Consider the following 23,999-nt stretch of genomic DNA (forward strand, 5'->3'; position numbering starts at 1 on the left):
GCGGCACACGTGAGGGGGGCGGGGCCGGCAGACGGATTCCAGGAGCCGGCCCCGCCCCCTTCCCGCGCCCCCGGGCGCGTGCTGGACCGACCACCGTCCGGCCTGAACCACCTGGACCCCGGAGGTATCCCCGTGTCACTTCTGCCCGCCAGGTCGCGCCGTGCCTTTCTCGCCACCGGCAGCGCCACCGCACTGGGCCTGGCGCTCGCCCCCGGCGGCCCGGTGCCTCCCGGCGCACCGTCGCCGCCCGCGCCGCCGACCGGCACTGGCTGACGGTGCTCGCCAACACCGCCGCCGTGCAGGCGGTGGCCGTGCGCCCGCCCGGGCTGACCGCCGCCGACTTCTGGCAGCCGGGCCAGGCGGGACGGCTCGCCTCGACCGGGCCGGCCAGTGTGCTCGTGCGCGAGGTCCGGGGTGCGACGACGATCCGGATCAGCGGCCCCGACCGCAGTGGCAACCCCTTCGAGGTGGTCTGGGACCGGCCGGTCGAGGTGGTCTGGGACCGGCCGGTGCGCGGGGCCGTTCCGGTGGACCCGGGCATCGAGGTCCGCGCCACCGGACGACGGCTGGTGCTGGGCGTGGACCCGGGAACGGCGGGGCCACGCTGAGGTGTGACCTCCGGTCGCGCCGGCGGGGCGGCCCGGCGCAGGGAGTCTTCCGGGAGTCCGGGAAGTATGGCTGCCACGCGCGTACTCTCGTATGTCATGCGGGAGTTGAGGGCGGACTGGCGGCTCCGATTACGGCGCGGCGACGCGGCCGGCCCGGTGTGCGGGGCCGGGGTGCTGCTCACCCACGACCGCATGCTGACCTGCGCGCACGTCGTCGGCGAACCGGACACCCCGATGTGGGTGGAGTTCGCGGAGAACCCCGGAATCCCGCCGGTCGCCGCCCGGGTCGCGCCGGGCGGCTGGCTGCCCGGCCTGGACGGGGCGGGCCGCGAGGACATCGCCGTACTGGCGCTGGACAGCCCCCGCCCGCAGGCGGCGCCCGCGCAGCTGGGACGGCGGATGGAGCGCGGCCGGAAGGTGTGGATCGGCGGCTACTCCCAGGCCTTCGACGACGGCATGTGGCTCACCGGCCGGATCAGCGGACTGCACGGCGCGTGGGTGCAGCTCGACGCCGGGACCAACGCCGAGGTGGTACGCCCCGGATTCAGCGGCGCGGCCGTGCAGACGCGGGGCGAGGAGCCGCACGACGAACTGGTCGTCGGCCTGGTGGTGAGCTGGCGCGGTGATCTGGAGCTGGGGCTGCCCACCGAGAACGACCTGGCGTTCTCGTACATGATCCCGATCGACCGGATCGCCGAACTCGTACCTCTCGTAGCCGAGTTGAGCGGGCCCGACGGCTGGGACAGCGGACTGTCCCGACGCCTGCGCGACTGGTTCACGGACGGCGACCAGCCCGCGGTGCGGTTCGGTGTCGTCGGGCACGGCGGCGGCCGCGACCGCACTCTGCGGCACCACCTCCACCGGGCCCACCTGGTCTACCGGGGTGGCCGCACCCGGCCCGAGGAGCTCGTCGAGACCCTGGTGGCGCAGCTGCGGCCGCCGCGTCACCGGCGCAACGCCTACCGCGACTGGCTCCTGGAGGGTGGCGACGAACCGGAGCGCCCGGCCACCGGACGCCCCGACGGATCGGGGCGGGTGCTCGCCGTGATCGGACTGGACGAGGACCCGGACCCGCGCGGGCTGGTGCCCCTGCTGGCGCGGGTACGGACACTCGGCTTCCGGTTGCTGATCATCTTCCGCGGCGGCGACGGAGCGGCACTGGCCGAGGTGTCGCGGGACCTGCTGGTGCCGGCCCTGGACGAGCGGGCCGAGGAACTGGTGGGCAGGGCCGAGCACTTCGAGCGGGAGTGGGTCAGGTTGAACGGCATGATCGACTCGGCGTCCGTGGCTCCCCGCCCCGCCGTCACCGCGGCCGCCCGCCGCCAACAGCTGCGCGCACTGCGCTCGCTCACGGATCCGCGGCAGCAACTGACCGCGCTGAAAACGCTGTTACGCGAGCTACGCGCCGATCTCGACGAAGAGTCCCGCTCCCGGCGCCCGATCCTGCCGGGGCAGCGCACCGGCCCCGGCCCGGCAGGGCGCCCATGAGGATCCGGTGCCCACACCGCCGCTTCACCGGCGCCCGCTGCGACGGGGCCGTTCAGCCCACCGGCCACTGCGACACCTGCGGCCGCGACGAGGCGGCCCCCGGTCTGCCGCCGCTGCCCACCGCCCCGGAGGAGTACGGCCCCGCCGGACTGCTCGAACTGCCGCTGCTGGAGCCGGGCAGCCCGGCCGACCGGCTCGGCGCCGCCGATCAGCCGGTGCGCATCGTGATGACGTGCTCGGCCAAGGCCTGCGGGGCCGCGTTCGTCCCGCCGTACACCGCGGCCCCACCACCGGACAGGGGCAACTGCCCCTGCTGCGGAGCCCAGTACTCCTACCGCCCCGAGCTGACGAGGGGCGGACCGCTGCTCCAGGACCAGTACGAGATCCGCGGGCCGATAGCCCACGGTGGCCAGGGCTGGGTCTATCTGGCCGAGGACACCCATCTGGAGGACCTCGTAGCGGTCAAGGGACTCCTCAACCGCTACGCGGAACGCGGCGCCGCCCAGGCCGGTGAGGAGCGCCGGAGCCTGGTCGCCATCCGGCACGAACGCATCGTCCAGATCCGTGACTTCGTCAGTACCCGCAACGACGACGGCACGGTGTCCGGCGGCTACATCGTGATGGAGGACGTCGGCGACCGGACGCTCTCCGCCGTCGTCGAATCGACCCGGCAGGGCGACTTCGTCCTCGACATCGAGCACGTCATCACCTACGGCTGCCAGATCCTGGAGGCCCTCGCCCATCTGCACGGCATGGACTTCCTGTACGGCGACATGAAGCCGTCCAACGTCATCCACCACCGCGACGGCATCAAGGTCATCGACCTCGGCGGCGTCCGCAAGGCCGGTGCCACCGATCCGCCCCCCGTGATCACGCCCTGGTTCGCCGCACCCGAGATGGACGGCAGTACACCGCTGACCGTCGCGCACGACCTGCACACGGTCGGCATCACCCTGGCCGAACTGGCCGCCTGGGCGGTCGGCGACGATGTGCCCGGACTCGGCATCAGCTCGTTCCGGCTGGTGGTGGAGCGGGCCACGGAGCGCGACCCGGAGCGCCGGTTCGACTCCGCCGACGACATGTCGGGGCAACTGCGCGGTGTCCTGCGCGAGATCCGGGCCCTGCGCGGCAAGCGCGACCAGCCCGAGCCCTCCGCGTACTTCACCCCGTCCACCGAACTGCTGGGCGCCCGGCTGGGTTCGGTGCCCGACTACGCCCACTGGCTGTGCCGTCCCCCGTACGGCCGCCGCCAGACGCCTGAGTCACCCGCGCTCGACTCCGGGCTGCCCACCCCGACCGAGATCGCCCGCCGGCTGCCGGTGCCGAGGCCCTATCCGGGCGACCCGCAGGCGGCCCGGTTCGGGGTCAGCAGCTACGACCCCGGGCAGCCGCTGAACCAGCCGGCCCACGGCGAGCAGTCGGTCGAGATCTGCCTGCACAACGCCCGGCTGCTGCTCGGCCACGAGGGCGACGAGGCACTCGCGGCGGCGCGGGAACAGCTCGCCGCGGCGGCCGCCATACCGGGCCCGGGACCGGTGCGGGAGTGGCGGCTCAGCTGGCACCGGGGGCTCCTCGCGCTGCGTGGCGCCGATGTGCTGGACGACCGGGAGCCGATGCTCGAACAGGCCCTGGAACAGTTCTCCGCCGTGCACCGGGCGCTGCCCGGCGAGTACGCGGCCAAACTGGCGCTGGCGTACAGCGCGGAACAGCTCGGCGAGGACCGGCCGGCCGCGGCGGGGCCCTCGGCGTACGAACTCTTCCGGGCCGTGCACGCCCGCAACCCCTCACACGTCGGCGCCGCCCTCGGGCTGGCCAGGCTCGCCCTGGCGCGCGGCGACCGGGCCGCCGCGATCGAGGTCCTCGACCTGGTGCCGGACGAGTCGCGGGACCACACCGTCGCGCGGATCGCCGCCTTCCGCATCCGGGCGGCGCGCCTCGCGGCGGGGGAGCGGCCCCTGCCCGAGGAGGCGGAGATCGACGCCTGCCTCGCCGCGCTCGCCCCGGAGCCGGGTGCGCCCGCAGCGGTGGTCGCGGGCGACGAACCCGCCTGGCTGCTCCGGACCGAGCTGTACGAGTGGAAGCTCGACGCGGTGCGGGCCGCGGACAACGGGCCGCGGCCGCGCGGCGGGTGGCTGCGGACAGGTCTGCCGCCCCCGCCCGTACCCGGGGAGCGGGACGTACGGGTGAGGCTGGAGCAGTGCTACCGCTGGCTGGCCCGGCGGCGCCAGGCACCGGCCGAGTACGAGCGGCTGATCGACCTCTCGCACGCGGTCCGCCCGCAGACCCGGTTCTGACACCGGCCCGGCCCGTAACCGTCAACCCCTGGAGACAGTGCCTTGGGCGTCAACGACCCGCTGCCCGCCCCCCGGCTGCCCGTCGGCCTGAAGGTGTCCGTCGACGTCCAGCGCGATCAGCAGCCGCATCACGACGCACGGATCGAGGCCCATCTGCGGGTCGAGGCGACCCCGGTGGGGCCGGTCGACGAGGTGCCCGCCGCCGAACTCGCCGTCGTCATCGCGCTGGACGTCGCCGCGGAGCGCCGGGAGGCCGCGGCCGCCGCACTGGCCACCGCGCTGCGCGCCCTGCCCGACGGCCTCTCCTTCACGGTCCTGGGCGGCGCCGACGAGAACGGGGCACCGACCGGCTGCTATCCGTTGCGCGGCGGGTGGGCGTCGGCCGACACCGCCCAGAAGCGCCGGGCCGCGTTCAGCACGGGCCGGATCGCCGGGGCCGCCGGTGACCGGCCGCCCACCGGATACCCGGTCTGGCTCGCCACCGCCCGCGCACTGTTCGGCGAGCGCCCGCTGCCGGTACGGCACCTGCTGCTGATCACCGACGGAAGCAGTCAGGACGAGTCCGACGAAGCCGACCTGGACGACAGCGCCCTGCAGAGCGAACTGAGGCGCTGCGCCGGCAGGTTCACCGCGGATGTGCTCGCGCTCGGCAGCGACTGGGACCCCGCGCCGCTGCTCGCCGTCGTCGAGCGGCTGCACGGCGACCCCGTCGACGCGCCGGACCGGTTCGGCCCCGCGGTCACCGAGGCCGTGCGGCGGATCCGCCGGGTACGCAGCCCCGAACTGCCCGTCTCGGTGACCGTGCGCCCCGTGGTGCGCGGGGTGACCCTGACCGAGAACGCCCCCCGTGGGCAGGTGCTCGAACCGGTGCACCGGCGGGAGGAGCCGCGCCGGTTCGACTTCCCCACCCGCCCGTGGGAGTCGGGCGCCCGTGACTACCTCCTCACCCTGCACGTCGACGCGAGTACCGACCCGCTGGGCGTGCTGCTGCAACTGGCCACCGTCTCCGTCGGCGACTCCACCGCGGCGCTGCTGGTCCGCTGGCTGCCGCCCGGAGTCGCGGTGGGAGCGGGCACGGCCGACGGCGGGCTCGGCACCCGGACGATGAACGTCGCCGAGCGGATGCGGGCCGCCCTCGCCTGCGGATACGACGCCCTGGACCCGATGAGCCGGGGCGAGGCCGAGCGGCAGTTCGGCCTCGCGGTGCGGCTGGCCGACGAGATCGGCGCCACCTGGGTCCTGGACCTGGTCCGCGAGGTCGCCGAGATCCTGGACGGCCCCCAGGGCGTGGTCCGGGTCGGCCCGACCGTGGACCACGCCACCGTGCGCCTGGGCCGTCTGCACATCGGCGCCGACCATCGGCTGGAACTGCCCGGCCGCGCCCCCGCGGAGCCGGTGAGATGCCCGGACTGCCGGCACCCCGCCGGGCCCTCCGCCCGGTACTGCATCGTCTGCGGAAGGCGGTTCTGATGCCCCGGCCGAACCGGTGGACACGCGCCTTGCGGACCCGCGGGCAGGGCGGCTTCCGCACCAGGAGGCTGCTCGAACTGCACCTGGCCGTAATGGTGGTGACCGCACTCACCTCGATGACCGTCCTGCTGGTGTCCTACCGCGAGGTGCAGAACTCCGCGGGAGAGATGCGCACCCATGGCGCCCCGGCCGTCCAGGGAGTCGCCGCCACCCAACTGGCGCTGCTGCGCGCCCACCAAGAGGCACAGGACTCGGTCGACCGCGGGATCGACCACGTGATCGGCGCCGGAGCACGGTACGAGAACCAGCTGTCCGCCGCCGACCAGGGCCTGTCCCGGCTCTCCGACGTACAGCTCGACGGCGAACGCGGCCGGGGCGTGCTCGAAACGGTCAACGGCCTGCTGACCTCGTACAGCAGCTCGATGACGCCCGGAGCGGTCAAGTACGTCTCCGACGACAGCATGCAGCAGGAGAAGTTCACGGAGGCCCAACGCATCCTCAGCAGGCCGGGCACCGGAGTGGTGCCGCGCCTGGACGTCCTGCAGAAACACCAGATGCAGCGGGTCGACAGGGTCAGCTCCATGGGGGCACTCCAGCGAACCGGCTGGGTGATCGCCGAACTGGGCCTGCTGGTCATGGCTCTGACCGTGCTCTCCGCGCTGTGGCTGCTGCGCGGCCGCTGCGGGCGCAGCCACGACCCCTGGCTGCTGCTGTCACTGCTGGCGGCCGTCGCCCTGGCCGTCTTCCCGCTGTGGGCGACCGCCGCCACCCAGGAACGGCTGGACACCGCCCGCCACCTGCTGAGCAGGATCGATGAGCGCGCCCATGACAACGCCCCCGAGGAACTGGCCGACTCCCAGCAGGACGTCACCCTCGACTCCACGGACCTGCGCGGCAGGCTGGCTGCCCAGAGCTGGCAGAGCTGGACGTACTACGGGGCGCTGGGCGGCGGCGCACTGATCGTCCTGCTGCCCGCCGCCGCCGTCTGCCGACGGCTCAACGCCGACTACTGGAGGGCCGGATGACCCGGCGAAGCCACGCCCTGCTGCTCGTCCTGACCCTGCTCCTGACCGCCGCGGGCTGCGGGCTCTCGGCCCCGGGCGGCAGCGACGAGGAGCCGAAGGTGACGATCCTCGGCCCGTGGACCGACGAACAGGAGCGGCACTTCAAGGAGGTGCTGGACGACTTCGGCATCCCGTACACCTACCAGGGGACCGCCGCCACCCGCGAGGTGCTGCTCGCCGAGGTCCAGGCCGGCAATCCGCCCGACATCGCGATCCTGCCGGGCGTCGGCGAACTCGTCGAGTACGCCGTCGAGAAGCGGCTGCGCTCACTGCGCGGGCTGTACGAGCCCAAGGAGTACGGGAAGCCCTGGCAGCCCGAGGCGGAGGGCATGGACGGCCATCTGTGGGTACCGCTCAAGGCCGACCTCAAGTCGATCGTCTGGTACCGCGAGGACACGCCCCCGCCTCCGGCCCCCGCCCGGCTGGACTCCTGGTGCATCGGCATGGGCGACGACGGCGCGTCCGGCTGGCCCGGCAGCGACTGGATCGAGGACCTGATCCTGCAGACAGCGGGCCCGGTCGCCTACGCGCGCTGGGCGACCGGCGACATGTCGTGGACCGACAAACGCGTGAGGAAGGCCTGGACCACCTGGGCCGGACTGCTCGACCAGGATCCGAAGGTGGCCCGGAACGCGCTGTTGGACGACCACCGGGGCCCGGTCGGGGGACACGGGCTGCTGTTCGGCGGCGGCTGCGACCTGGAGCACCAGGGCTCCTTCGCCCGCGCCTTCTACGGGGACCGCGAGGAGCAGGCCCGCTTCGTGGACTCCGCGCCACTGCTGCCCGGCGGCCGGTACACGGTGAAGGCCCACGAGGTGTCGGCCGACTTCGCCGCGCTGTTCGGCCGCAGCGGCCCGGCCCGTGACATGATCAGGCGGCTCGCCTCCCGGTCCGCGCAGGAGGACTGGGGGCGCAAGGGCGGGGTGTTCTCGGCGAACGCGGCGGTCCCGGCCAGGACGGGCGCGGTCGAGAAGCAGATCAGCAGCCGCCTCGCCGACCAGCGGGTGCCGCTCTGCCTGGACGCCTCCGACGTCATGCCGGCCGCCGTGCGGGACGCGTTCTACGAGGCGGTGCTGCTCACCGTCGCGCACCCGGACAAACCCGTACTGGACCGGCTGAAGGACATCCAGAAGGTCCAGGACGCCCAGCCCCGCGACACCCCGCGGCTGACCGACGTGTGCAGCAGGCCACAGTGAGCCATTGTTGATTTCCTACAAACGATGATAGGTGCGGGCTGGCACTTCGCCTGCATGTTCCGGGGCTTCTGTCAGGCTCCACCAGGAAACCGGGCGGGAGACTGTACGGAGTGGACGGCAGGATTTTCTTGCCGGGCTTCGTAGGGTCGGTACATGACCGTTGTGGACGAAACCCCGGGCGAGCAGAGCGACACCCGTGGCCGTGTGGCCGAACTGCTGGCCCTGCGCGAGCAGGCCCGGCGCGGACCGAGTGACAGGGCGACCGAGGCGCAGCATGCCAAGGGCAAGCTGACGGCACGTGAGCGCATCGCCCTCCTCCTGGACGAGGGATCGTTCCACGAGGTCGAGCAGCTGCGCCGGCACCGGGCGACCGGCTTCGGCCTGGAGGAGAAGAAGCCGTACACCGACGGTGTCATCACCGGCTGGGGCACGGTCGAGGGCCGGACGGTCTTCGTCTACGCGCACGACTTCCGGATCTTCGGCGGCGCTCTGGGCGAGGCCCATGCCACGAAGATCCACAAGATCATGGACATGGCCATCTCGGCCGGTGCCCCGCTGGTCTCCCTGAACGACGGCGCGGGCGCCCGGATCCAGGAGGGCGTCTCCGCGCTCGCCGGCTACGGCGGGATCTTCCAGCGCAACACCCGGGCCTCCGGTGTCATCCCGCAGATCAGCGTGATGCTCGGCCCGTGCGCGGGCGGCGCGGCCTACAGCCCGGCCCTCACCGACTTCGTCTTCATGGTCCGCGAGACCTCGCAGATGTTCATCACCGGACCGGACGTCGTGAAGGCGGTCACCGGCGAGGAGATCACCCAGAACGGCCTCGGCGGCGCCGATGTGCACGCCGAGACCTCGGGCGTCGCGCACTTCGCGTACGACGACGAGGAGACCTGCATCGCCGAGGTCCGCTACCTGATCGGGATGCTGCCCTCGAACAACCGCGAGAACCCGCCCACGGTCGAGAGCGACGACCCGGCCGACCGGCGCGGCGACGTCCTGCTGGACCTGGTGCCCGCCGACGGCAACCGCCCGTACGACATGCACAAGGTCATCGAGGAGCTCGTCGACGACGGCGACCACCTGGAGGTCCACGAGCGCTGGGCCCGCAACATCATCTGCGCCCTGGCCCGGCTGGACGGCCAGGTCGTCGGCATCGTCGCCAACCAGCCGCAGGCACTGGCCGGTGTCCTGGACATCGAGGCGAGCGAGAAGGCCGCCAGGTTCGTCCAGATGTGTGATGCGTTCAACATCCCCATCATCACTCTTCTGGATGTACCCGGCTTTCTGCCCGGTGTGGACCAGGAGCACGGTGGAATCATCCGGCACGGGGCGAAGCTGCTCTACGCCTACTGCAACGCCACGGTGCCGAGGATCTCGCTGATCCTGCGCAAGGCCTACGGCGGTGCTTACATCGTTATGGACAGCCAGTCCATCGGTGCGGACCTCACCTATGCCTGGCCCACCAACGAGATCGCGGTGATGGGCGCCGAAGGCGCCGCGAACGTCATCTTCCGCAGGCAGATCGCCGACGCCGAGGACCCGGAGGCCATGCGGACCCGCATGGTCAAGGAGTACAAGGCCGAACTGATGCATCCGTACTACGCCGCCGAACGAGGCCTGGTCGACGACGTCATCGACCCTGCCGAGACCCGCGAGGTTCTGATCGCCTCGCTGGCCATGCTCCGGTCCAAGCACGCCGACCTGCCGTCCCGCAAGCACGGAAACCCCCCGCAGTAGTCCGCGGCCCCGCAGCACCCTGCAAGGCCCCGCGAAGACCTGCCGAGAAGACGGAGAGAGATACATGAGCACTGCCGCCGAGTCCGTGCTGCGCGTCGAGAAGGGTCTTGCCGACCCCGAGGAGCTGGCCGCCATAACCGCGGTCCTCCTCGCCCGCGCCGCGGCCCAGCCCGCGGACGCCCCCACCCGCCGCGGTCGCAACACGGCCGGCTGGCGCCGCCTGGAGCGCACCCCCGGCTTCCGGGCCCCCCACAGCTGGCAGGGCTGACCCCCTCCGGCACGGTCGAGCCCGTCCGGCGTCCGAGGACAGGGCACGGCCGAAGGCCGGGCGCGCACAGCGAAAGGCCCCGCACTCCCGAGGGAGCGCGGGGCCTCACGTACATCCGGACGCGAGTGGACCTACCGCAGGCGTGCCATCAGCGCATGCTCCACCAGAGTGATCAACGCACTCTTCGCATCCGCCCGATGCCGCGCATCCGTGATCAGAATCGGGGTGTCGGGTCCGATCTGGAGCGCTTCGCGTACCTCGTCGGGGGTGTAGGGCTGGTGTCCGTCGAAGCCGTTGAGGGCGATGACGAAGGGGAGTCCGCTGTTCTCGAAGTAGTCGACTGCGGGGAAGCAGTCGGCGAGGCGGCGGGTGTCGACGAGGACGACGGCGCCGATGGCGCCGCGTACGAGGTCGTCCCACATGAACCAGAAGCGGTCCTGACCGGGTGTACCGAAGAGGTACAGGATCAGGTCCTGGTCCAGGGTGATGCGTCCGAAGTCCATGGCCACCGTCGTGGTGGTCTTGCCCCCGGTGTGTGTCAGGTCGTCGATGCCCGCGGACGCGGACGTCATCACGGCTTCGGTGCGCAGCGGATTGATCTCCGAAACGGCACCGACAAACGTGGTCTTACCCACGCCGAAGCCCCCTGCCACCACGATCTTCGCCGAGGTAGTGGAGCGGGCCGCTCCGCCGCTAGAGCTTGCGAAGTCCACTGAGCACCCTTTCGAGCAGTGTCACATCTGGCTGGCCGCCGGCGGACTCTTCGCCGCCGGGCTGGTGGATAGCGACGAGTCCGGCCTCTGCCAGGTCGGCTACGAGGATCCGGGCAACGCCGAGAGGGATCGAGAGCAGGGCCGAGATCTCGGCCACCGACTTGATCTCGATGCACAGCCGGCAGATCCGCTGGTGCTCGGGCAACTGCCCTTGCAGCCGGGACGGATCAGCCGTAGTACTGACCAACGCCTCAATGGCGAGTTGGTAGCGCGGTCGGGTCCGACCGCCTGTCATGGCGTACGGACGAACGAGTGGATTGTGGGCGGCGGGAGCATCCGGCTCGGCGTTCCAGCGCGGCTGCACCGGCTCAATACGGGGTGGCGGCTGCGGGGAGTCGTACCGGTGCGGGCGCTGCGGCCGTTGGGGCTGCTGAGGCCCCTGCGAACCCTGCGTGTTCTGCGGCCAGTCGTCCGAGCCCCGCGCTTCCTGCTGCGGCCAGTCGTCCGGGCCCTGAGCGCGCCGAGGCTGCCGGGACGGCTGAAAAGGCTGCTGCGCGTCCTGTCTGCCGGGTGCGGAGGGGAAGTCGAAGCCATCGCCCCTGTGCTCACCCGGTACCTGCTGATCACCATTGAACTGGTGTCCGCCTGGGGGTGTACCCACGATTCCTCCTCCGACTGCCGGTCCCGGTCCCAGTGGGTCCGCGCACCGCACCTTATGGCGCGGTGCCGCGAAACGCACTGTCTGTCTACTAGTTAAGAAGACTTCCCTGAAGCTCGGCGCGGAGGTCCGGGGTGAGGACACTGCCCGCGCGGTCGACCAGAAGTGCCATTTCGTACCCAACCAAACCGATATCGGCGTCCGGGTGTGCAAGAACGGCCAAGGAAGATCCATCGGAGACAGACATGATGAAGAGGAATCCTCGCTCCATCTCCACAACAGTCTGATTCACGGCGCCGCCTTCGAAGATCCGCGAGGCACCCGCGGTCAGTGAGGTCAGACCGGAGGCGACAGCTGCCAGCTGGTCGGCGCGGTCACGTGGAAATCCCTCGGACATCGCCAGCAGGAGTCCGTCCGCGGAGACCACCACCGTGTGCGACACCCCGGGGGTGTTGTCCACGAAGTTGGTGATCAACCAGTTCAGATTCTGCGCCGCCTGGCTTATCGGGCTCACACTAACGCTCCTGGTTGTAGGTATTACTGCTGTCCGAACCCGCGTTACGTCCCCGCAGGACGCCCCGCCGCAGGTTGCTCAACCTGCCACGCACGTCCTCCGGGGCGCGGGAGACCTGGGGGCCGCCCTGCTGGGTCTGCTCGGCCGTGCCCTCGATCAGATTGGCCTTGGGCACGCGCCGGGGAAGACCGGACGGGGTGACCCCGCCCGCCTTCGGGTCCCGGAGCTTCTCGGCCCGCTCCCAGCGTTCGTCGTTGGCCGAGCGCCAGTCGTCGCCACCGTCCGCGTCCTGCGGCGCGGGCGACGTCTGCTGCGGTTCCTGCGGCTCCTGCTGCGGCTCCCGCGTGGCGACGGAGCGGTCGTTCCCGCGGCCGGTGGGCTGCCAGTGCTGCTGGCCGCCCCGGCGCGGCAGACCGGCCTCGGTCATCTCGGTGCCGGAGTTCGGGACGGGCCCCGAACGGTCGAAGCCTACGCTCTCCCGCGACTCGGCGGGGGCGCTCCCAACAGAATCCGGTTCGGTCCGCGGCAGGGCTTCGTACACGCCCTGGTGCGTGCTCTGATCTGGCCATATGCCTTGCTGAGGCTGGGCGGTGTACTGCCCGTCATAGGCCTGCTCAGATGTCTCGGGGGCCGCGTATGCCGTCTCCGGGTAGCCGTTCTGCCCATGCTGGTCGGGCTGTTGGGCGTAGCCGGTGTCACCGCGGAACGGGTCGTAGCCGTCCTCGTACGAGGCCTGTTCGTACCGCTGCTCCTGCGGTCCGCCCTCCTGCGGTTCTTGGGCGTACTGGTTCGCGGCGTAGGGGTCCTCGCCGAACGGGGCCCGGTACGGCTCCTGCGGCTCCTGCTGCTGCGGGAACGGCGGGTGCTCGTCGCCGGTCTGCGCCCCCAGCGCCGCGCGGCGTTCCTCCCGCATCAGCGAGCGGTCCAACGCGTCGGGCTGCGCGGGCTGCGCCGACGGCTCCTCGTAGCGCGAGTCGTCGAAGCCGAGATCCGCCGCCGTGAGCAGCTGGGGCTGCGGGGGCTGCGCGTCGAAGGACTGCTGGTGCGGAATGATCGAGGAGACCGTGAAGTCGTCCTGCGTGGGAGCCTCTTCGCCGCCGCCACCGTGGGTGATCGCGTCCGGCAGCATGACCAGCGAGGTGGTTCCGGCCTGCTCGCCCGAGGGGCGCAGCTGGACCCGGATGCCGTGCCGGTCGGCGAGCCGGCCGACCACGAAGAGGCCCATGCGCTGGGAGACCGCGGCGTCCACCGTCGGCGGGTTGGCCAGCTTGTGGTTGATGTCGGCGAAGTCCTCGCCGGTGAGGCCGATGCCCTTGTCGTGGATCTCGATCATCACGCGGCTGTCGGGCAGCCGGGTCGCGGTGACCCGCACCTTGGTCTGCGGCGAGGAGAACGTCGTGGCGTTCTCCAGCAGCTCGGCCAGCAGGTGCACGAGGTCGGTGACGGCCTGGCCGTGGATCTCGGTGTCCGGCACCCCGGAGAGCTCGATGCGCTCGTAGGACTCCACCTCGGAGGAGGCGGCCCTGAGGACGTCCACCAGCGGCACCGGCTGGTTCCAGCGGCGGCCGGGCTCCTCACCGGCGAGCACCAGGAGGTTCTCGCCGTTACGGCGCATCCGGGTCGCCAGGTGGTCCAGCCGGAACAGGCTCTCCAACTGGTCCGGGTCGGCCTCGTTGTTCTCCAGGCCGGTGATGAGCGTCAGCTGACCCTCGATGAGCGACTGGTTGCGGCGCGACAGGTTGGTGAAGATCGCGTTGACGTTGCCCCGCAGCATGGCCTGCTCGGCCGCCAGCCGGACCGCCTCGCGGTGCACCTGGTCGAAGGCGCGGGCGACCTCGCCGATCTCGTCCTGGCTGTTGATGGGGATCGGCTGAACACGGGTGTCCACCCGGCCCGGGTCGGTCCGGGACAGCTGGTCGACCAGCGAGGGCAGCCGCTGCTCGGCGATGCCGAAGGCGGCGTTGCGCAGCTGGTGCATCGAGCGGCTCATCTGGCGGGCCATGAGGCCGGCCAGCACGAAGGCGACCAGCAGGGCGACGAGCACGATCGCGGCGTTGACGACGGCGTCGGTCCTGGCGCCGGACGAGATGTCCGCGGCCTCGGTCACGGCCTTGTCGACGAGCTCGTCCTCGACCGTGGTGTATCCGTCGAACTTCGCGGTGGCCGCGGCCATCCAAGTCTCGGGGGTGATCCCCTTCGCCTTGAGCTGGCCGGGGCTCCTGCCCAGCGCGATCTGCTGGGCCATGCCGTCGAAGACCGAGCCGTCGAGGGTGGGCGGCGTCACGAACGGCACACCCGCCGCGGCGGCCTGCTCCTTGGCGGCCTTGACCTTGGCCGCACCCTCGGCGGCCTTGCCCGCCATGACCTTCTTCAGCCGGGCCGCGTCCGCCTGCGTACCGCCGGAGACGAACTCGCCGAGGGCGATCTGCTCCAGGTAGTTGTACGAGCCGAAGGCCTTGACCTGGTCGTTGAACTTGCCGCTCTCCTGGCTGGGCCGTATCAGCAGATGCATGCCGATGGAGCGCTGAAGCGATTCTGCGGCCTTGGCCAGTTCGATCGCGTAGACGGTACGGCCGTAACTGGTGATGTTGCCGGTGCCGAGGCCGAGCTCGTTGCAGAACTCCATGAGGGAGTGCTGGACCTGTACGTAGCCCTCTTCGGTCTTCACCGGGTCCAGGGCCTCGGCGTAGGCGGCCTTGCGGAGGCCGGGAAGCTTGGGCTCCTCGAGCTTGAACAGCTTGAGGCGGCGTTCCAGGCCTTCCTTCGCGGGCATGTCCTTCACGGCCGTGTCGAACTTCTCGGCGGCCGCGTCGGTGGTGGCCCGGACCCGGGCGACGGCCGCCGCGGTGCGGTTGTTGGACAGCAGGGGCTGGGCGGAGAGGTCGCGCTCGTTCAGCAGCGCCTGCCCGTACTCGGAGGCGGCGCGCACGATCAGCGCGGTCTTCTCGGCGTCCTGGGCTTCCTGCCAGGTGTCGATCGAGCCCTTCACCTGGAAGCCGCCCATGACGAGGCCGACCAGCACGGGGATCAGGAGGATCGCGTTCAGCCGGGTGGCCACGCGCCAGTTGCGCGGGGACATCCGGCTGGTGCTGTCGCCGGCCGACGCCTTCTCGGGCACATCGGCTGACGACGCCGCGGCGCGCGGCGGGGTGAAGTTGCCCCGCTCCGGCTGCGCCGCGGAGCCCTCGTTGTTACGCCTCACTCGACCAACAACCTCTCGGCGTCGGCACCTACGCTGTGCCGTGTTTTGTTCAGGGCCGTACTACTCGGGAGTTCGTCGAATTGCAGCACGGGGAACGGCCGCGTTCCAAACAGTCGGAATGAGCCATTCCGACTGGTGCAGGCCTCGGATAAAACGGGCATAAAGAACGAGCCCCGCCAAAAGGCGGAGCTCATGTGAGCACAGCGGCACCAGTCGTGCGCATCGGGTATCGGCCGTGAGGTAATTCTCTTTCGAAACGTTATGAACACAGGGGTGGATCGTGTCTAAGGACACAGCCCACCCCCGTGTGACTACTTTAACTGCCGTACGGCAATACCGACTTGTGCCTACTTGAGTCGCGCCATCAGCGCGTGCTCCACCAGCGTGATGAGACCGCTCTTGGCGTCACCGCGATGCCGGGCGTCCGTGGTGATGATCGGGGTGTCGGGTCCGATCTGGAGCGCTTCGCGTACCTCGTCGGGGGTGTAGGGCTGGTGTCCGTCGAAGCCGTTGAGGGCGATGACGAAGGGGAGTCCGCTGTTCTCGAAGTAGTCGACTGCGGGGAAGCAGTCGGCGAGGCGGCGGGTGTCGACGAGGACGACGGCGCCGATGGCGCCGCGTACGAGGTCGTCCCACATGAACCAGAAGCGGTCCTGACCGGGTGTACCGAAGAGGTACAGGATCAGGTCCTGGTCCAGGGTGATGCGTCCGAAGTCCATGGCCACCGTCGTGGTGGTCTTGCCCCCGGTGTGTGTCAGGTCGTCGATGCCCGCGGACGCGGACGTCATCACGGCTTCGGTGCGCAGCGGATTGATCTCCGAAACGGCACCGACAAACGTGGTCTTGCCCACGCCGAACCCGCCCGCCACCACGATCTTCGCCGAGGTGGTGGCACGGGCGGCACCGCCACTAGAGCTTGCGAAGTCCACTGAGCACCCTTTCGAGCAGTGTCACATCCGGCGCGCCGCCGGCCTCTCCGTTGCCCGGCTGGTGGATGGCCACCATGCCGGCTTCCGCCAGGTCCGCGACGAGAATCCGGGCCACACCGAGCGGCATCGACAGCAGGGCCGACACCTCGGCCACCGACTTGACCTCACGGCACAGGTGGCAGATCCGCTGGTGCTCGGGGAGCAGTGTCCCCAGGTGCGCGGGGTCGGCCGTGGTGCTGACCAGCGCCTCTATCGCTAGTTGGTAGCGCGGTCGGGTCCGGCCGCCGGTCATGGCGTACGGACGAACCAGCGGCTGATCGCCTTCACCTTCGTACGACGCGTGGTTCAGCGCGCCGTACGGATCAGGTGAGGCGGGTGGCGGGGTCATGAATCCTCCGGGCGTGACAGCAGGGTGTCGGCTTGCCGTCTGAAGGGGCCGGTGGGGGGCTGTAAACGGCCGGACGGGCGAGGGTTGAGTGCAATACCTGGGGTAATCGTCTGTGTCACCGATTCACGGCCGCCTAGTGGAGCAGGCTGCCCTGGAGCTCGGCACGGAGGTCCGGGGTGAGGACTGTGCCCGCCCGGTCCACGAGCAGAGCCATTTCGTACCCGACCAGACCGATATCGGCGTCCGGATGGGCCAGTACGGCAAGTGAGGAACCGTCGGAGACGGACATCAGGAAGAGGAACCCGCGTTCCATCTCCACAACGGTCTGGCTGACGGCGCCGCCTTCGAAGATCCGGGAGGCTCCCGCGGTCAGCGACGTCAGACCGGAGGCGACAGCCGCCAGCTGGTCGGCGCGGTCGCGCGGGAAACCTTCGGACATTGCCAGCAGCAGGCCGTCTGCGGAGACCACCACCGTGTGCGACACCCCAGGGGTGTTGTCCACGAAGTTGGTGATCAACCAGTTCAGATTCTGCGCGGCCTGACTCATCGGGCTCAACTAACGCTCCTGCTGGTGAGTGGGGCCGAGTGGGAAACTGCCGGTCGACTGGCCGTTGTTGGCCTGACGCCCTTGCTGGATGCCCCGGCGGAGATTGGTAAGCCGCCCGCGCACATCATCCGGCGCGCGCGACACCTGGGGACCTGACTGATGATTCTGCTGTTGGGCGGTGCCCGGTACCAGATTGGCACGCGGGACCCGGCGAGGCAGACCGGAAGTAGTAATTCCGCCTGCTGCGGGCTTCTTCACCCGCTCCGCCTGCCGGACGAGTTCATCGTTCGGCGAGGCGCGCCAGGAGCTCGTGACGCCGTTGGTGTCGCCCGTACCGTGCTGCGGTGCGGGCGGTGCCGGACGCTCGTCGGCGGACTGCTGGGTGAAGGCCGGTGTCTGCGGCGTGGCGGGCGGCGGCGGCTGCTGCTGGCCGTTCTGCTGCGGACCGTGGAACCAGTTCGTCTCCAGCGTGTCGTACAGCGGCGTACGGCCGTCGCCGGGCCCGGAGGCCGGCGGAAGCGCCTCGGGCTGCTGCGGCAGGGCCGGCCGGTACTGCGGGTCCGGCTGCTGCGCGACGGGCGGACGCGGAGCACCGAAGTCCTCGTTGCCGCGGTCGCGCCGGGCCGGCGCGACCTGTCCCTGCCCCTGGCCCTGGTCCTGCGGACGGCCGAAGTCGGGGCGGGGGAACTGCGCGGTGCTCGCCGGGTCCGGCGCCTGCGGCTGACCCGGCCCGTACTGCGGACCCGGAGCGGGCGCCGAGTAGTCCGGGCGGGTGAACTCCGAGGTGGAGCCCGGCCCCTGCCGGTCGTCCATCGACGGACGCCGGCCGTGCGGAGGCGGGTTCAGCGGCCGCTGGAACTGGCTGGTGGACTCCGGCTCCTCGTGACCGCGGGGGGCGTCGTGCGCGGAGGGCTGCTGAGGTGCGGACTGCCCCTGGGAGCCCCAGCTGGTGGCCTGCGGGCGCTGCGGCTGAGGGTTGCCACCGGGCAGTTCCGCACGCGGACCGCCGACCGGGGGCAGCTGACGGCCGTTCTCGCCCGGACCGCCGTGCTGCTGGAAGCCGCCCTGGCCCGCCGGGTTCTGCGGAGCGTGCCGGCCGGGGCCGTTCCCCGCACCCTGGCCGTTCTGCTCCGGACGCCGCTGATCGAACATGCCGGGCTGGCCCGAGTCCGTACGGCCGGTGCCGTCGCCCTGGCCGCGGGCGCCCAGCCGGGCACCGCCGCCGAAGGCGCCGGAGAGGCCGCCGCCCTGACGCTGCGGCTCCTGACGCGAGGCGTCCTGAGGCTGCCGGCCCTGCGGACCGGTGCCGGACAGCCCGGCGCTCTGGAAGCCAGAGTTCTGCTGACCGGGCTGGCCGGGCCGGCCGTGCTGACCGGGCTGGCCCTGCTGACCGGGCTGGCCCTGCTGACCGGGCTGGCCCTGCTGGTTCTGGGACCGGCCGGCGGTGTCCCGGGCGGGCAGCGCGGCCCGCTGACCGGAGCCCGGACCGACCTGACCGCGACCGGCACCAGAACCGGCCGGGAGCCGGCCGCCGGGAGCCGACGGAGCACTGTCGAGACCGGGACGGGGAGCGCCACCGGCGAGCAGGCCGCCGGGAGCGGACTGCTGGCCCTGGGCCTGCTTCGGAACCGGCATCTTGCCGCCGTGCGCGACATCGACGGGGAGCATGACCAGCGCGGTCGTACCACCGGAGTCGGAGGGCCGCAGCTGGATCCGGATGCCGTGGCGCAGGGACAGCCGGCCGACCACGAACAGACCCATGCGGCGGGAGACCGAGACGTCCACGGTGGGCGGCGAGGCGAGCCGCTCGTTGATCGCCGCGAGGTCCTCGGGGGAGAGGCCGATACCCGTGTCGTGGATCTCGACGAGCACCCGGCCGTCGGGCAGTGCGTGACCGGTGACCCGGACCTTCGTCTGCGGCGAGGAGAACGACGTGGCGTTCTCCAGCAGCTCGGCGAGGAGGTGCACGAGGTCGTTGACGACCCGGCCGGCGACCTCGGTGGCGGGCACCGCGGCCAGTTCGATGCGCTCGTACTGCTCCACCTCGGAGGCGGCGGCACGGAGCACGTCGACCAGCGGCACCGGACGGGTCCACCGGCGGCCCGGCTCCTCGCCCGCGAGGACGAGGAGGTTCTCACCGTTACGGCGCATACGGGTCGCGAGGTGGTCGAGCTTGAAGAGCGAGGACAGCTGGTCCGGGTCGGCCTCGCGCGACTCCAGCTCGGAGATGAGTGAGAGCTGACGCTGGATGAGGCCCTGCGAACGACGCGAGAGGTTGGTGAACATCGCGTTGACGTTGCCTCGGAGGAGGGCCTGCTCGGCGGCGAGGCGGACGGCCTCGCGGTGCACGTCGTCGAAGGCCGCGGCGACCTTGCCGATCTCGTCCCGGGAGTGCACACCGACCGACTCGACCGAGGTGTCGACGTCCTGCGGGTCGGCCTCGGAGAGCTGCTTGACGAGCTCCGGCAGCCGGTCCTGGGCGACGCGCGTCGCGGTGTCCTGGAGCCGGCGCAGCGAGCGGATCATGGACCGGGCCACGACGAAGGCGCCGACCAGCGAGACACCGAGCACGAGCAGGATGAGCGCACCGCTGATGATCGCTTCGCGCTGGGCCTGGTCGCGCAGTTCGCGTGCCTTGCCCTCCATGTCGCTGAGGAGCGTCTCCTCGATCTGCTTCATGGCCTGGATCTTGTTGGAGTCCTGGTCGTACCAGTCGAGGTACGAACGCCGGGCCGTCCCGGTCATGCTCATCGGGCTGTCGAGCACCTTCTTGGCGTAGGTGTCGGCGGCCTTGATCTCCGGGTTGCCCTCGTCGAGCGTGGCCGTCAGCTCGTTCGCGTTGTTGCCGGTGGTCGTGTAGATCGACTCGAACGAGCGACGCGCCAGGTCTTCCTTGCGCAGCGCCGCCAGGCCGAACTGCCGGTCGTTCGAATCGAGTTTCGGCTGCTTGTCGTTGCCGCCCGGCAGCGCCGCGGCGATGATCGCGCGCTGGATCGAGGCGTACTCCTTGGCGGAGGAGAAGGCCGCCAGGGCGCGGGTCCGCTTGATCATCTCGGGGCTGTTGGTCGCCTGGGCCATGTCCTGCGAGAGGCTCAGCAGCGAGGTGATCAGCTGGCTGTACGCGTCGACGGTCTGAAGGCTCGGGCTGTTCTTGGTGAACGCCTGCTTACGGGTTTCGCGGATGCTGCTCAGTTGCGTGGCGATCTGGGTGACGCTGGAGTGGATGCTCTCCAGGGCCTCGTCGCCCTCGGTGTCACCGATGTCGTTCGTCGCGGCGAGGAAGGCCTTCTTCGCGCGGTCGGTCTTCTTCCGCGGCTCGGTGACCTTGAAGTCGGTGTCCGGCACTCCGTTGGACAGCGGGCCGGCCGACCGGTCGCGCTCCTCCTGGAGCGCCTGGGCCAGCGAGGTCGCCTGCTTGGTCATCTTGGTCAGCAGCTGCATGTGCTCCAGCTGCTGGATGTCGTTCATGGAGTCGTTGATGCGGAGGCCACCCAGGGTGGTCGCCGCGACCACGGGCAGGGCGAGCAGGGAGACCAGACGGGTACTGATCCGCCAGTTGCGGAGAGCTACGCGCGAGCCCGTGTTGACCGGGCCCTGCGGCTTGACCGACGTGATCGGATCGGAACCGCCCTTCGCCGCGGCGCCCGAGCGCTTGGCGTGGTCGGTGTTGTCGCCGGCCGTGGCCGGTCCGGGGTTCTGGGCGTGCTGGGGCGAGGAGCCGCGGTCGGTCCCGCCGCGCGGCTCCTGTTCGGCCGCCGCGCTGCCATCCCTCTTGAAACGTCCCTGCACTAGCGTCGCAACCTCTGGACCAGGCGTTCCCCTCCGTCAATGACGGATGGAACGGTGTCGGCGTCGTGGGGCGTTGTACCGCCCCATGGTGGTCTTGAGTGACCGGCGTTCTTCCCCTTCCCGCCGCCACTCGGCTCGGCGCTCCCTTGCGCCCCCTGCGCGCCGGCCTGAAACCTGCGGCGGTGCGTGGAATTCCAGCACAGTGCAGGATCTCCAACAAGGGCCAGGTACCGGGCTGTGACCTGCGTGACGCGTTGTGATGGTGGTGTGACAAGCCGTGGAGCCGGTTCACTGCCAAAATGGACGATTGCGGGTGAATCAGGTGTATGTGGCGGGTGCCCTAGACGGCATGATCGGGAGCGGAATGATTCATTCAGTGGCGGAATGTCCTTTTCTTCGGGTCGAGTTGACCGCCCGTATTGGGGTGATTGTCGGCCCCTGGGTGAGCAAACTCACACGATGATCGTCGTCTCTTCCGGGCTCCCGGAGGGAATCAGATGTTTAGCCTGACGCTTTACACGGATGGCAAAACCGACAACCGATGACCGGCACCCCTCCGGGTGGTGCCCCTACCGACAGGGTCCGAACGGCAGATGAAGACGACGACGATGTTCCGCAACATTGCCAACCCCCGGCGCACGACGCTGGCGCACCTCAAGGACGCCGAAGCGCTGCGCACGCCGGAGCGGCCGGAGCACGCGCTCGACCTGCCGACACAGACGGCCAACCCCCGCCGCACGATCCTCATGGTCGCCCCCCAAGCCGTCACGACCGCCGCGGAGTAATCGCCGGTCTTCATATAGCGAGGCGTCACCCTCACGCGCGTTAGCCTGGAGCGTCAGTCTTCAGCCAGAGCAAGTGAGGGGCCACAGCTTCCCGTGCGCATCGCCAGGTTCTCCATCGACGGCAATGTCGCCTTCGGCGCCGTCGAGGGCGACGGGCCCGATGGTCTCGTCCTCGACATCATCAAGGGCATCCCGTACGCCGAGTTCGAGCTCTCCGGGGTCAAGGTCCCGCTGGACAAGGTCCGGCTGCTGCCGCCCGTACTCCCCAACAAGGTCGTGGCCATCGGCCGCAACTACGCGGAGCACGCCGCGGAACTCGGCAACGAGGTCCCCGACGTCCCCGTCGCCTTCTTCAAGCCCACCACCTCGGTGATCGGTTCCGGCGACGCCATCGAGTACCCCTCGTTCTCCGAAGAGGTGCACCACGAGGCCGAGCTGGCCGTGGTCATCGGCCGGATGTGCCGCGAAGTGCCGCGCGAGCGGGTCAAGGACGTCATCTTCGGCTACACCTGCGCCAATGACGTCACCGCCCGAGACGCCCAGAAGCGCGAGAAGCAGTGGGCCAGGGCCAAGGGCTTCGACACCTCCTGCCCGCTCGGCCCCTGGGTGGAGACCGACCTCGACCCCGGCGACCTCGCCATCCAGGCCACGGTCAACGGCGAGCAACGCCAGTTGGGCCGGACGAGCGACATGATCCGCTCCATCGAGGATCTGGTCGTCCACATCACGGAAGCCATGACGCTGCTCCCGGGCGATGTGATCCTCACCGGCACTCCCGCGGGGGTCGGACCCCTGCACGTCGGCGACGAGGTCGCCGTCACCATCGAAGGCATCGGCACTCTCACCAACAAGGTGATCAAGCGTGGTTAACGGACCGGTCCGTGTACGTTTCTGTCCCTCCCCGACGGGCAACCCCCATGTGGGCCTGGTCAGGACAGCTCTCTTCAACTGGGCCTTCGCCCGGCACCACCAGGGCACCCTGGTCTTCCGCATCGAGGACACCGACGCGGCGCGCGACTCCGAGGAGTCGTACGACCAGCTCCTCGACTCGATGCGCTGGCTCGGTCTCGACTGGGACGAGGGCCCCGAGGTCGGCGGCCCGCACGCCCCGTACCGCCAGTCGCAGCGCATGGACATCTACCAGGACGTCGCCGGGAAGCTCCTCGCCGCCGGCCACGCGTACCACTGCTACTGCACGACCGAGGAGCTCGACGCCCGCCGCGACGCCGCCCGCGCCGCCGGCAGGCCGTCCGGCTACGACGGCCACTGCCGTGACCTGAGCGACGCGCAGAAGTCCGCGTACGAGGCCGAGGGCCGCACCTCGATCGTCCGCTTCCGGATGCCCGACGAGGCCCTCACCTTCACCGACCTGGTCCGCGGCGACATCACCGTCCAGCCGGAGAACGTGCCGGACTACGGCATCGTCCGCGCCAACGGCGCCCCGCTCTACACGCTGGTCAACCCGGTCGACGACGCGCTGATGGACATCACCCACGTCCTGCGCGGCGAGGACCTGCTCTCCTCGACCCCGCGCCAGATCGCGTTGTACCGGGCGCTCATCGAGCTGGGCATCGCCAAGCAGACCCCTGAGTTCGGCCACCTGCCGTACGTCATGGGCGAGGGCAACAAGAAGCTCTCCAAGCGCGACCCGCAGGCCTCGCTCAACCTCTACCGCGAGCGCGGCTTCCTGCCCGAGGGGCTGCTCAACTACCTCTCGCTGCTCGGCTGGTCGATCGCCGAGGACCGCGACATCTTCGACATCGACGAGATGGTCGCCGCGTTCGACATCAAGGACGTCAACGCCAACCCGGCCCGCTTCGACCTCAAGAAGTGCGAGCACGTCAACGCCGAGCACATCCGCCGGCTCGACGTGAAGACCTTCACCGAGGCCTGCGGCCCCTGGCTGCGCGCCCCGTTCGCCCCCTGGGCCCCGGAGGCCTTCGACGCGGACCTGTTCGCGGCGATCGCCCCGCACGCCCAGACCCGCGTCACGGTCCTCTCGGAGATCACGGCCAACGTCGACTTCCTCTTCCTCGACGAGCCGGCGACCGACGAGGCGTCCTGGACCAAGGCGATGAAGGAGGGCTCCGACGCCCTGCTCGTGACGGCCCGCGCCAAGCTGGCCGACGCCGAGTGGAACGCGGAGACCCTCAAGGCCGCCATCCTCGCCGCCGGTGAGGAGCACGGCCTGAAGCTCGGCAAGGCCCAGGCCCCGGTCCGCGTCGCCGTCACCGGCCGCACGGTCGGCCTGCCGCTCTTCGAGTCCCTGGAGATCCTGGGCCGCGAGAAGACCCTGGCCCGGGTGGACGCGGCGCTGGCGAAGCTGGCCGCGTAGCGGTTTCGGATCAC

The 23,999-nt window shown here is 70.7% G+C and carries 20 protein-coding genes; 12 read left to right on the forward strand and 8 right to left on the reverse strand.

Annotated features, from left to right (window positions below; translation table 11 throughout):
• Nucleotides 1-132 precede the first annotated feature (132 nt).
• The 9 genes from FHX80_RS35850 (at nucleotide 133) to FHX80_RS22000 (ending at nucleotide 10,125) form a co-directional block, all read left to right on the forward strand.
• Nucleotides 133-273 carry a twin-arginine translocation signal domain-containing protein gene (locus tag FHX80_RS35850; protein ID WP_244318368.1) on the forward strand — a complete coding sequence of 47 codons (141 nt, stop codon included), beginning with the start codon at nucleotides 133-135 and terminating at the stop codon, nucleotides 271-273.
• Nucleotides 274-275: 2 nt separating this feature from the next.
• The gene (locus FHX80_RS35855) at nucleotides 276-608 is read left to right on the forward strand and encodes a polysaccharide lyase beta-sandwich domain-containing protein (protein WP_244318370.1); all 333 of its coding nucleotides are present in this window, start codon (nucleotides 276-278) and stop codon (nucleotides 606-608) included.
• 96 nt (nucleotides 609-704) lie between these two features.
• On the forward strand, nucleotides 705-2,096 hold the full coding sequence (locus tag FHX80_RS21970) for a S1 family peptidase (RefSeq protein ID WP_167523594.1): 1,392 nt from the start codon (nucleotides 705-707) through the stop codon (nucleotides 2,094-2,096).
• Nucleotides 2,093-4,390 (forward strand): serine/threonine protein kinase, encoded by a 2,298-nt coding sequence (locus tag FHX80_RS21975; RefSeq protein ID WP_145765768.1) that lies wholly within the window; start codon nucleotides 2,093-2,095, stop codon nucleotides 4,388-4,390. Before FHX80_RS21970 ends, FHX80_RS21975 begins: the two co-directional genes overlap by 4 nt.
• A 42-nt stretch (nucleotides 4,391-4,432) precedes the next feature.
• Entirely contained in the window at nucleotides 4,433-5,860 is a 1,428-nt protein-coding gene (locus FHX80_RS21980; protein ID WP_244318372.1) for a hypothetical protein, read from the forward strand.
• Nucleotides 5,860-6,885, forward strand: coding sequence for a hypothetical protein (locus FHX80_RS21985; RefSeq protein WP_244318373.1), 1,026 nt, complete (start codon nucleotides 5,860-5,862; stop codon nucleotides 6,883-6,885). The genes FHX80_RS21980 and FHX80_RS21985 overlap by 1 nt, the downstream gene beginning before the upstream one ends.
• A complete protein-coding gene (locus tag FHX80_RS21990) occupies nucleotides 6,882-8,120 on the forward strand; it encodes a carbohydrate ABC transporter substrate-binding protein (RefSeq protein WP_145765769.1) in 1,239 nt (412 codons plus the stop codon). Before FHX80_RS21985 ends, FHX80_RS21990 begins: the two co-directional genes overlap by 4 nt.
• Nucleotides 8,121-8,273: 153 nt before the next feature.
• A complete protein-coding gene (locus FHX80_RS21995; RefSeq protein WP_145765770.1) occupies nucleotides 8,274-9,857 on the forward strand; it encodes an acyl-CoA carboxylase subunit beta in 1,584 nt (527 codons plus the stop codon).
• A gap of 64 nt (nucleotides 9,858-9,921) precedes the next feature.
• Nucleotides 9,922-10,125 carry an acyl-CoA carboxylase subunit epsilon gene (locus tag FHX80_RS22000; protein WP_145765771.1) on the forward strand — a complete coding sequence of 68 codons (204 nt, stop codon included), beginning with the start codon at nucleotides 9,922-9,924 and terminating at the stop codon, nucleotides 10,123-10,125.
• 131 nt (nucleotides 10,126-10,256) lie between these two features.
• Here the strand turns inward: FHX80_RS22000 and FHX80_RS22005 are convergent, their stop codons facing one another.
• From FHX80_RS22005 to FHX80_RS22040, 8 genes are all read right to left on the reverse strand, one after another.
• On the reverse strand, nucleotides 10,257-10,838 hold the full coding sequence (locus FHX80_RS22005; RefSeq protein ID WP_145765772.1) for a GTP-binding protein: 582 nt from the start codon (nucleotides 10,836-10,838) through the stop codon (nucleotides 10,257-10,259).
• Nucleotides 10,819-11,499, reverse strand: a complete 681-nt coding sequence (locus FHX80_RS22010; RefSeq protein ID WP_145765773.1) for a DUF742 domain-containing protein — start codon at nucleotides 11,497-11,499, stop codon at nucleotides 10,819-10,821. Before FHX80_RS22010 ends, FHX80_RS22005 begins: the two co-directional genes overlap by 20 nt.
• 88 nt (nucleotides 11,500-11,587) lie before the next feature.
• Complete coding sequence (locus tag FHX80_RS22015) at nucleotides 11,588-12,010, reverse strand: roadblock/LC7 domain-containing protein (RefSeq protein ID WP_145765774.1); 423 nt, start codon at nucleotides 12,008-12,010, stop codon at nucleotides 11,588-11,590.
• Nucleotide 12,011: 1 nt separating this feature from the next.
• Entirely contained in the window at nucleotides 12,012-15,212 is a 3,201-nt protein-coding gene (locus FHX80_RS22020; protein WP_145765775.1) for a sensor histidine kinase, read from the reverse strand.
• Between the two features lie 347 nt (nucleotides 15,213-15,559).
• On the reverse strand, nucleotides 15,560-16,141 hold the full coding sequence (locus tag FHX80_RS22025; protein WP_073738725.1) for a GTP-binding protein: 582 nt from the start codon (nucleotides 16,139-16,141) through the stop codon (nucleotides 15,560-15,562).
• The gene (locus FHX80_RS22030; RefSeq protein WP_073738726.1) at nucleotides 16,122-16,529 is read right to left on the reverse strand and encodes a DUF742 domain-containing protein; all 408 of its coding nucleotides are present in this window, start codon (nucleotides 16,527-16,529) and stop codon (nucleotides 16,122-16,124) included. Before FHX80_RS22030 ends, FHX80_RS22025 begins: the two co-directional genes overlap by 20 nt.
• A gap of 133 nt (nucleotides 16,530-16,662) precedes the next feature.
• Nucleotides 16,663-17,076 carry a roadblock/LC7 domain-containing protein gene (locus FHX80_RS22035; protein ID WP_024495006.1) on the reverse strand — a complete coding sequence of 138 codons (414 nt, stop codon included), beginning with the start codon at nucleotides 17,074-17,076 and terminating at the stop codon, nucleotides 16,663-16,665.
• A 9-nt stretch (nucleotides 17,077-17,085) separates the two neighbouring features.
• Nucleotides 17,086-20,865: a sensor histidine kinase gene (locus FHX80_RS22040; RefSeq protein WP_145765776.1), complete on the reverse strand. Its 3,780-nt coding sequence runs from the start codon at nucleotides 20,863-20,865 to the stop codon at nucleotides 17,086-17,088.
• Nucleotides 20,866-21,458: 593 nt separating this feature from the next.
• On the opposite strand from FHX80_RS22040, the gene FHX80_RS22045 reads away from it, so the two are divergent.
• From FHX80_RS22045 to gltX, 3 genes are all read left to right on the forward strand, one after another.
• Nucleotides 21,459-21,650 (forward strand): hypothetical protein, encoded by a 192-nt coding sequence (locus tag FHX80_RS22045; protein ID WP_145765777.1) that lies wholly within the window; start codon nucleotides 21,459-21,461, stop codon nucleotides 21,648-21,650.
• A gap of 93 nt (nucleotides 21,651-21,743) precedes the next feature.
• Complete coding sequence (locus FHX80_RS22050) at nucleotides 21,744-22,520, forward strand: fumarylacetoacetate hydrolase family protein (protein ID WP_145765778.1); 777 nt, start codon at nucleotides 21,744-21,746, stop codon at nucleotides 22,518-22,520.
• Entirely contained in the window at nucleotides 22,513-23,985 is a 1,473-nt protein-coding gene (gene gltX, locus FHX80_RS22055) for a glutamate--tRNA ligase (RefSeq protein WP_145765779.1), read from the forward strand. The genes FHX80_RS22050 and gltX overlap by 8 nt, the downstream gene beginning before the upstream one ends.
• Nucleotides 23,986-23,999 lie beyond the last annotated feature (14 nt).

This window comes from Streptomyces brevispora (genome assembly GCF_007829885.1).
Taxonomy (GTDB): Bacteria; Actinomycetota; Actinomycetes; order Streptomycetales; family Streptomycetaceae; genus Streptomyces; species Streptomyces brevispora.

What these genes read in the sequence shown, in the direction of transcription:
- FHX80_RS22000 (WP_145765771.1), top strand. Translation starts at nt 9,922, where the DNA reads ATGAGCACTGCCGCCGAGTCCGTGCTGCGCGTCGAGAAGGGTCTTGCC.
- FHX80_RS21970 (WP_167523594.1), top strand. Translation starts at nt 705, where the DNA reads ATGCGGGAGTTGAGGGCGGACTGGCGGCTCCGATTACGGCGCGGCGAC.
- FHX80_RS22045 (WP_145765777.1), top strand. Translation starts at nt 21,459, where the DNA reads ATGAAGACGACGACGATGTTCCGCAACATTGCCAACCCCCGGCGCACG.
- FHX80_RS21975 (WP_145765768.1), top strand. Translation starts at nt 2,093, where the DNA reads ATGAGGATCCGGTGCCCACACCGCCGCTTCACCGGCGCCCGCTGCGAC.
- FHX80_RS21990 (WP_145765769.1), top strand. Translation starts at nt 6,882, where the DNA reads ATGACCCGGCGAAGCCACGCCCTGCTGCTCGTCCTGACCCTGCTCCTG.
- FHX80_RS21985 (WP_244318373.1), top strand. Translation starts at nt 5,860, where the DNA reads ATGCCCCGGCCGAACCGGTGGACACGCGCCTTGCGGACCCGCGGGCAG.
- FHX80_RS21995 (WP_145765770.1), top strand. Translation starts at nt 8,274, where the DNA reads ATGACCGTTGTGGACGAAACCCCGGGCGAGCAGAGCGACACCCGTGGC.
- FHX80_RS22030 (WP_073738726.1), bottom strand. Translation starts at nt 16,529, where the DNA reads ATGACCCCGCCACCCGCCTCACCTGATCCGTACGGCGCGCTGAACCAC.
- FHX80_RS22035 (WP_024495006.1), bottom strand. Translation starts at nt 17,076, where the DNA reads ATGAGTCAGGCCGCGCAGAATCTGAACTGGTTGATCACCAACTTCGTG.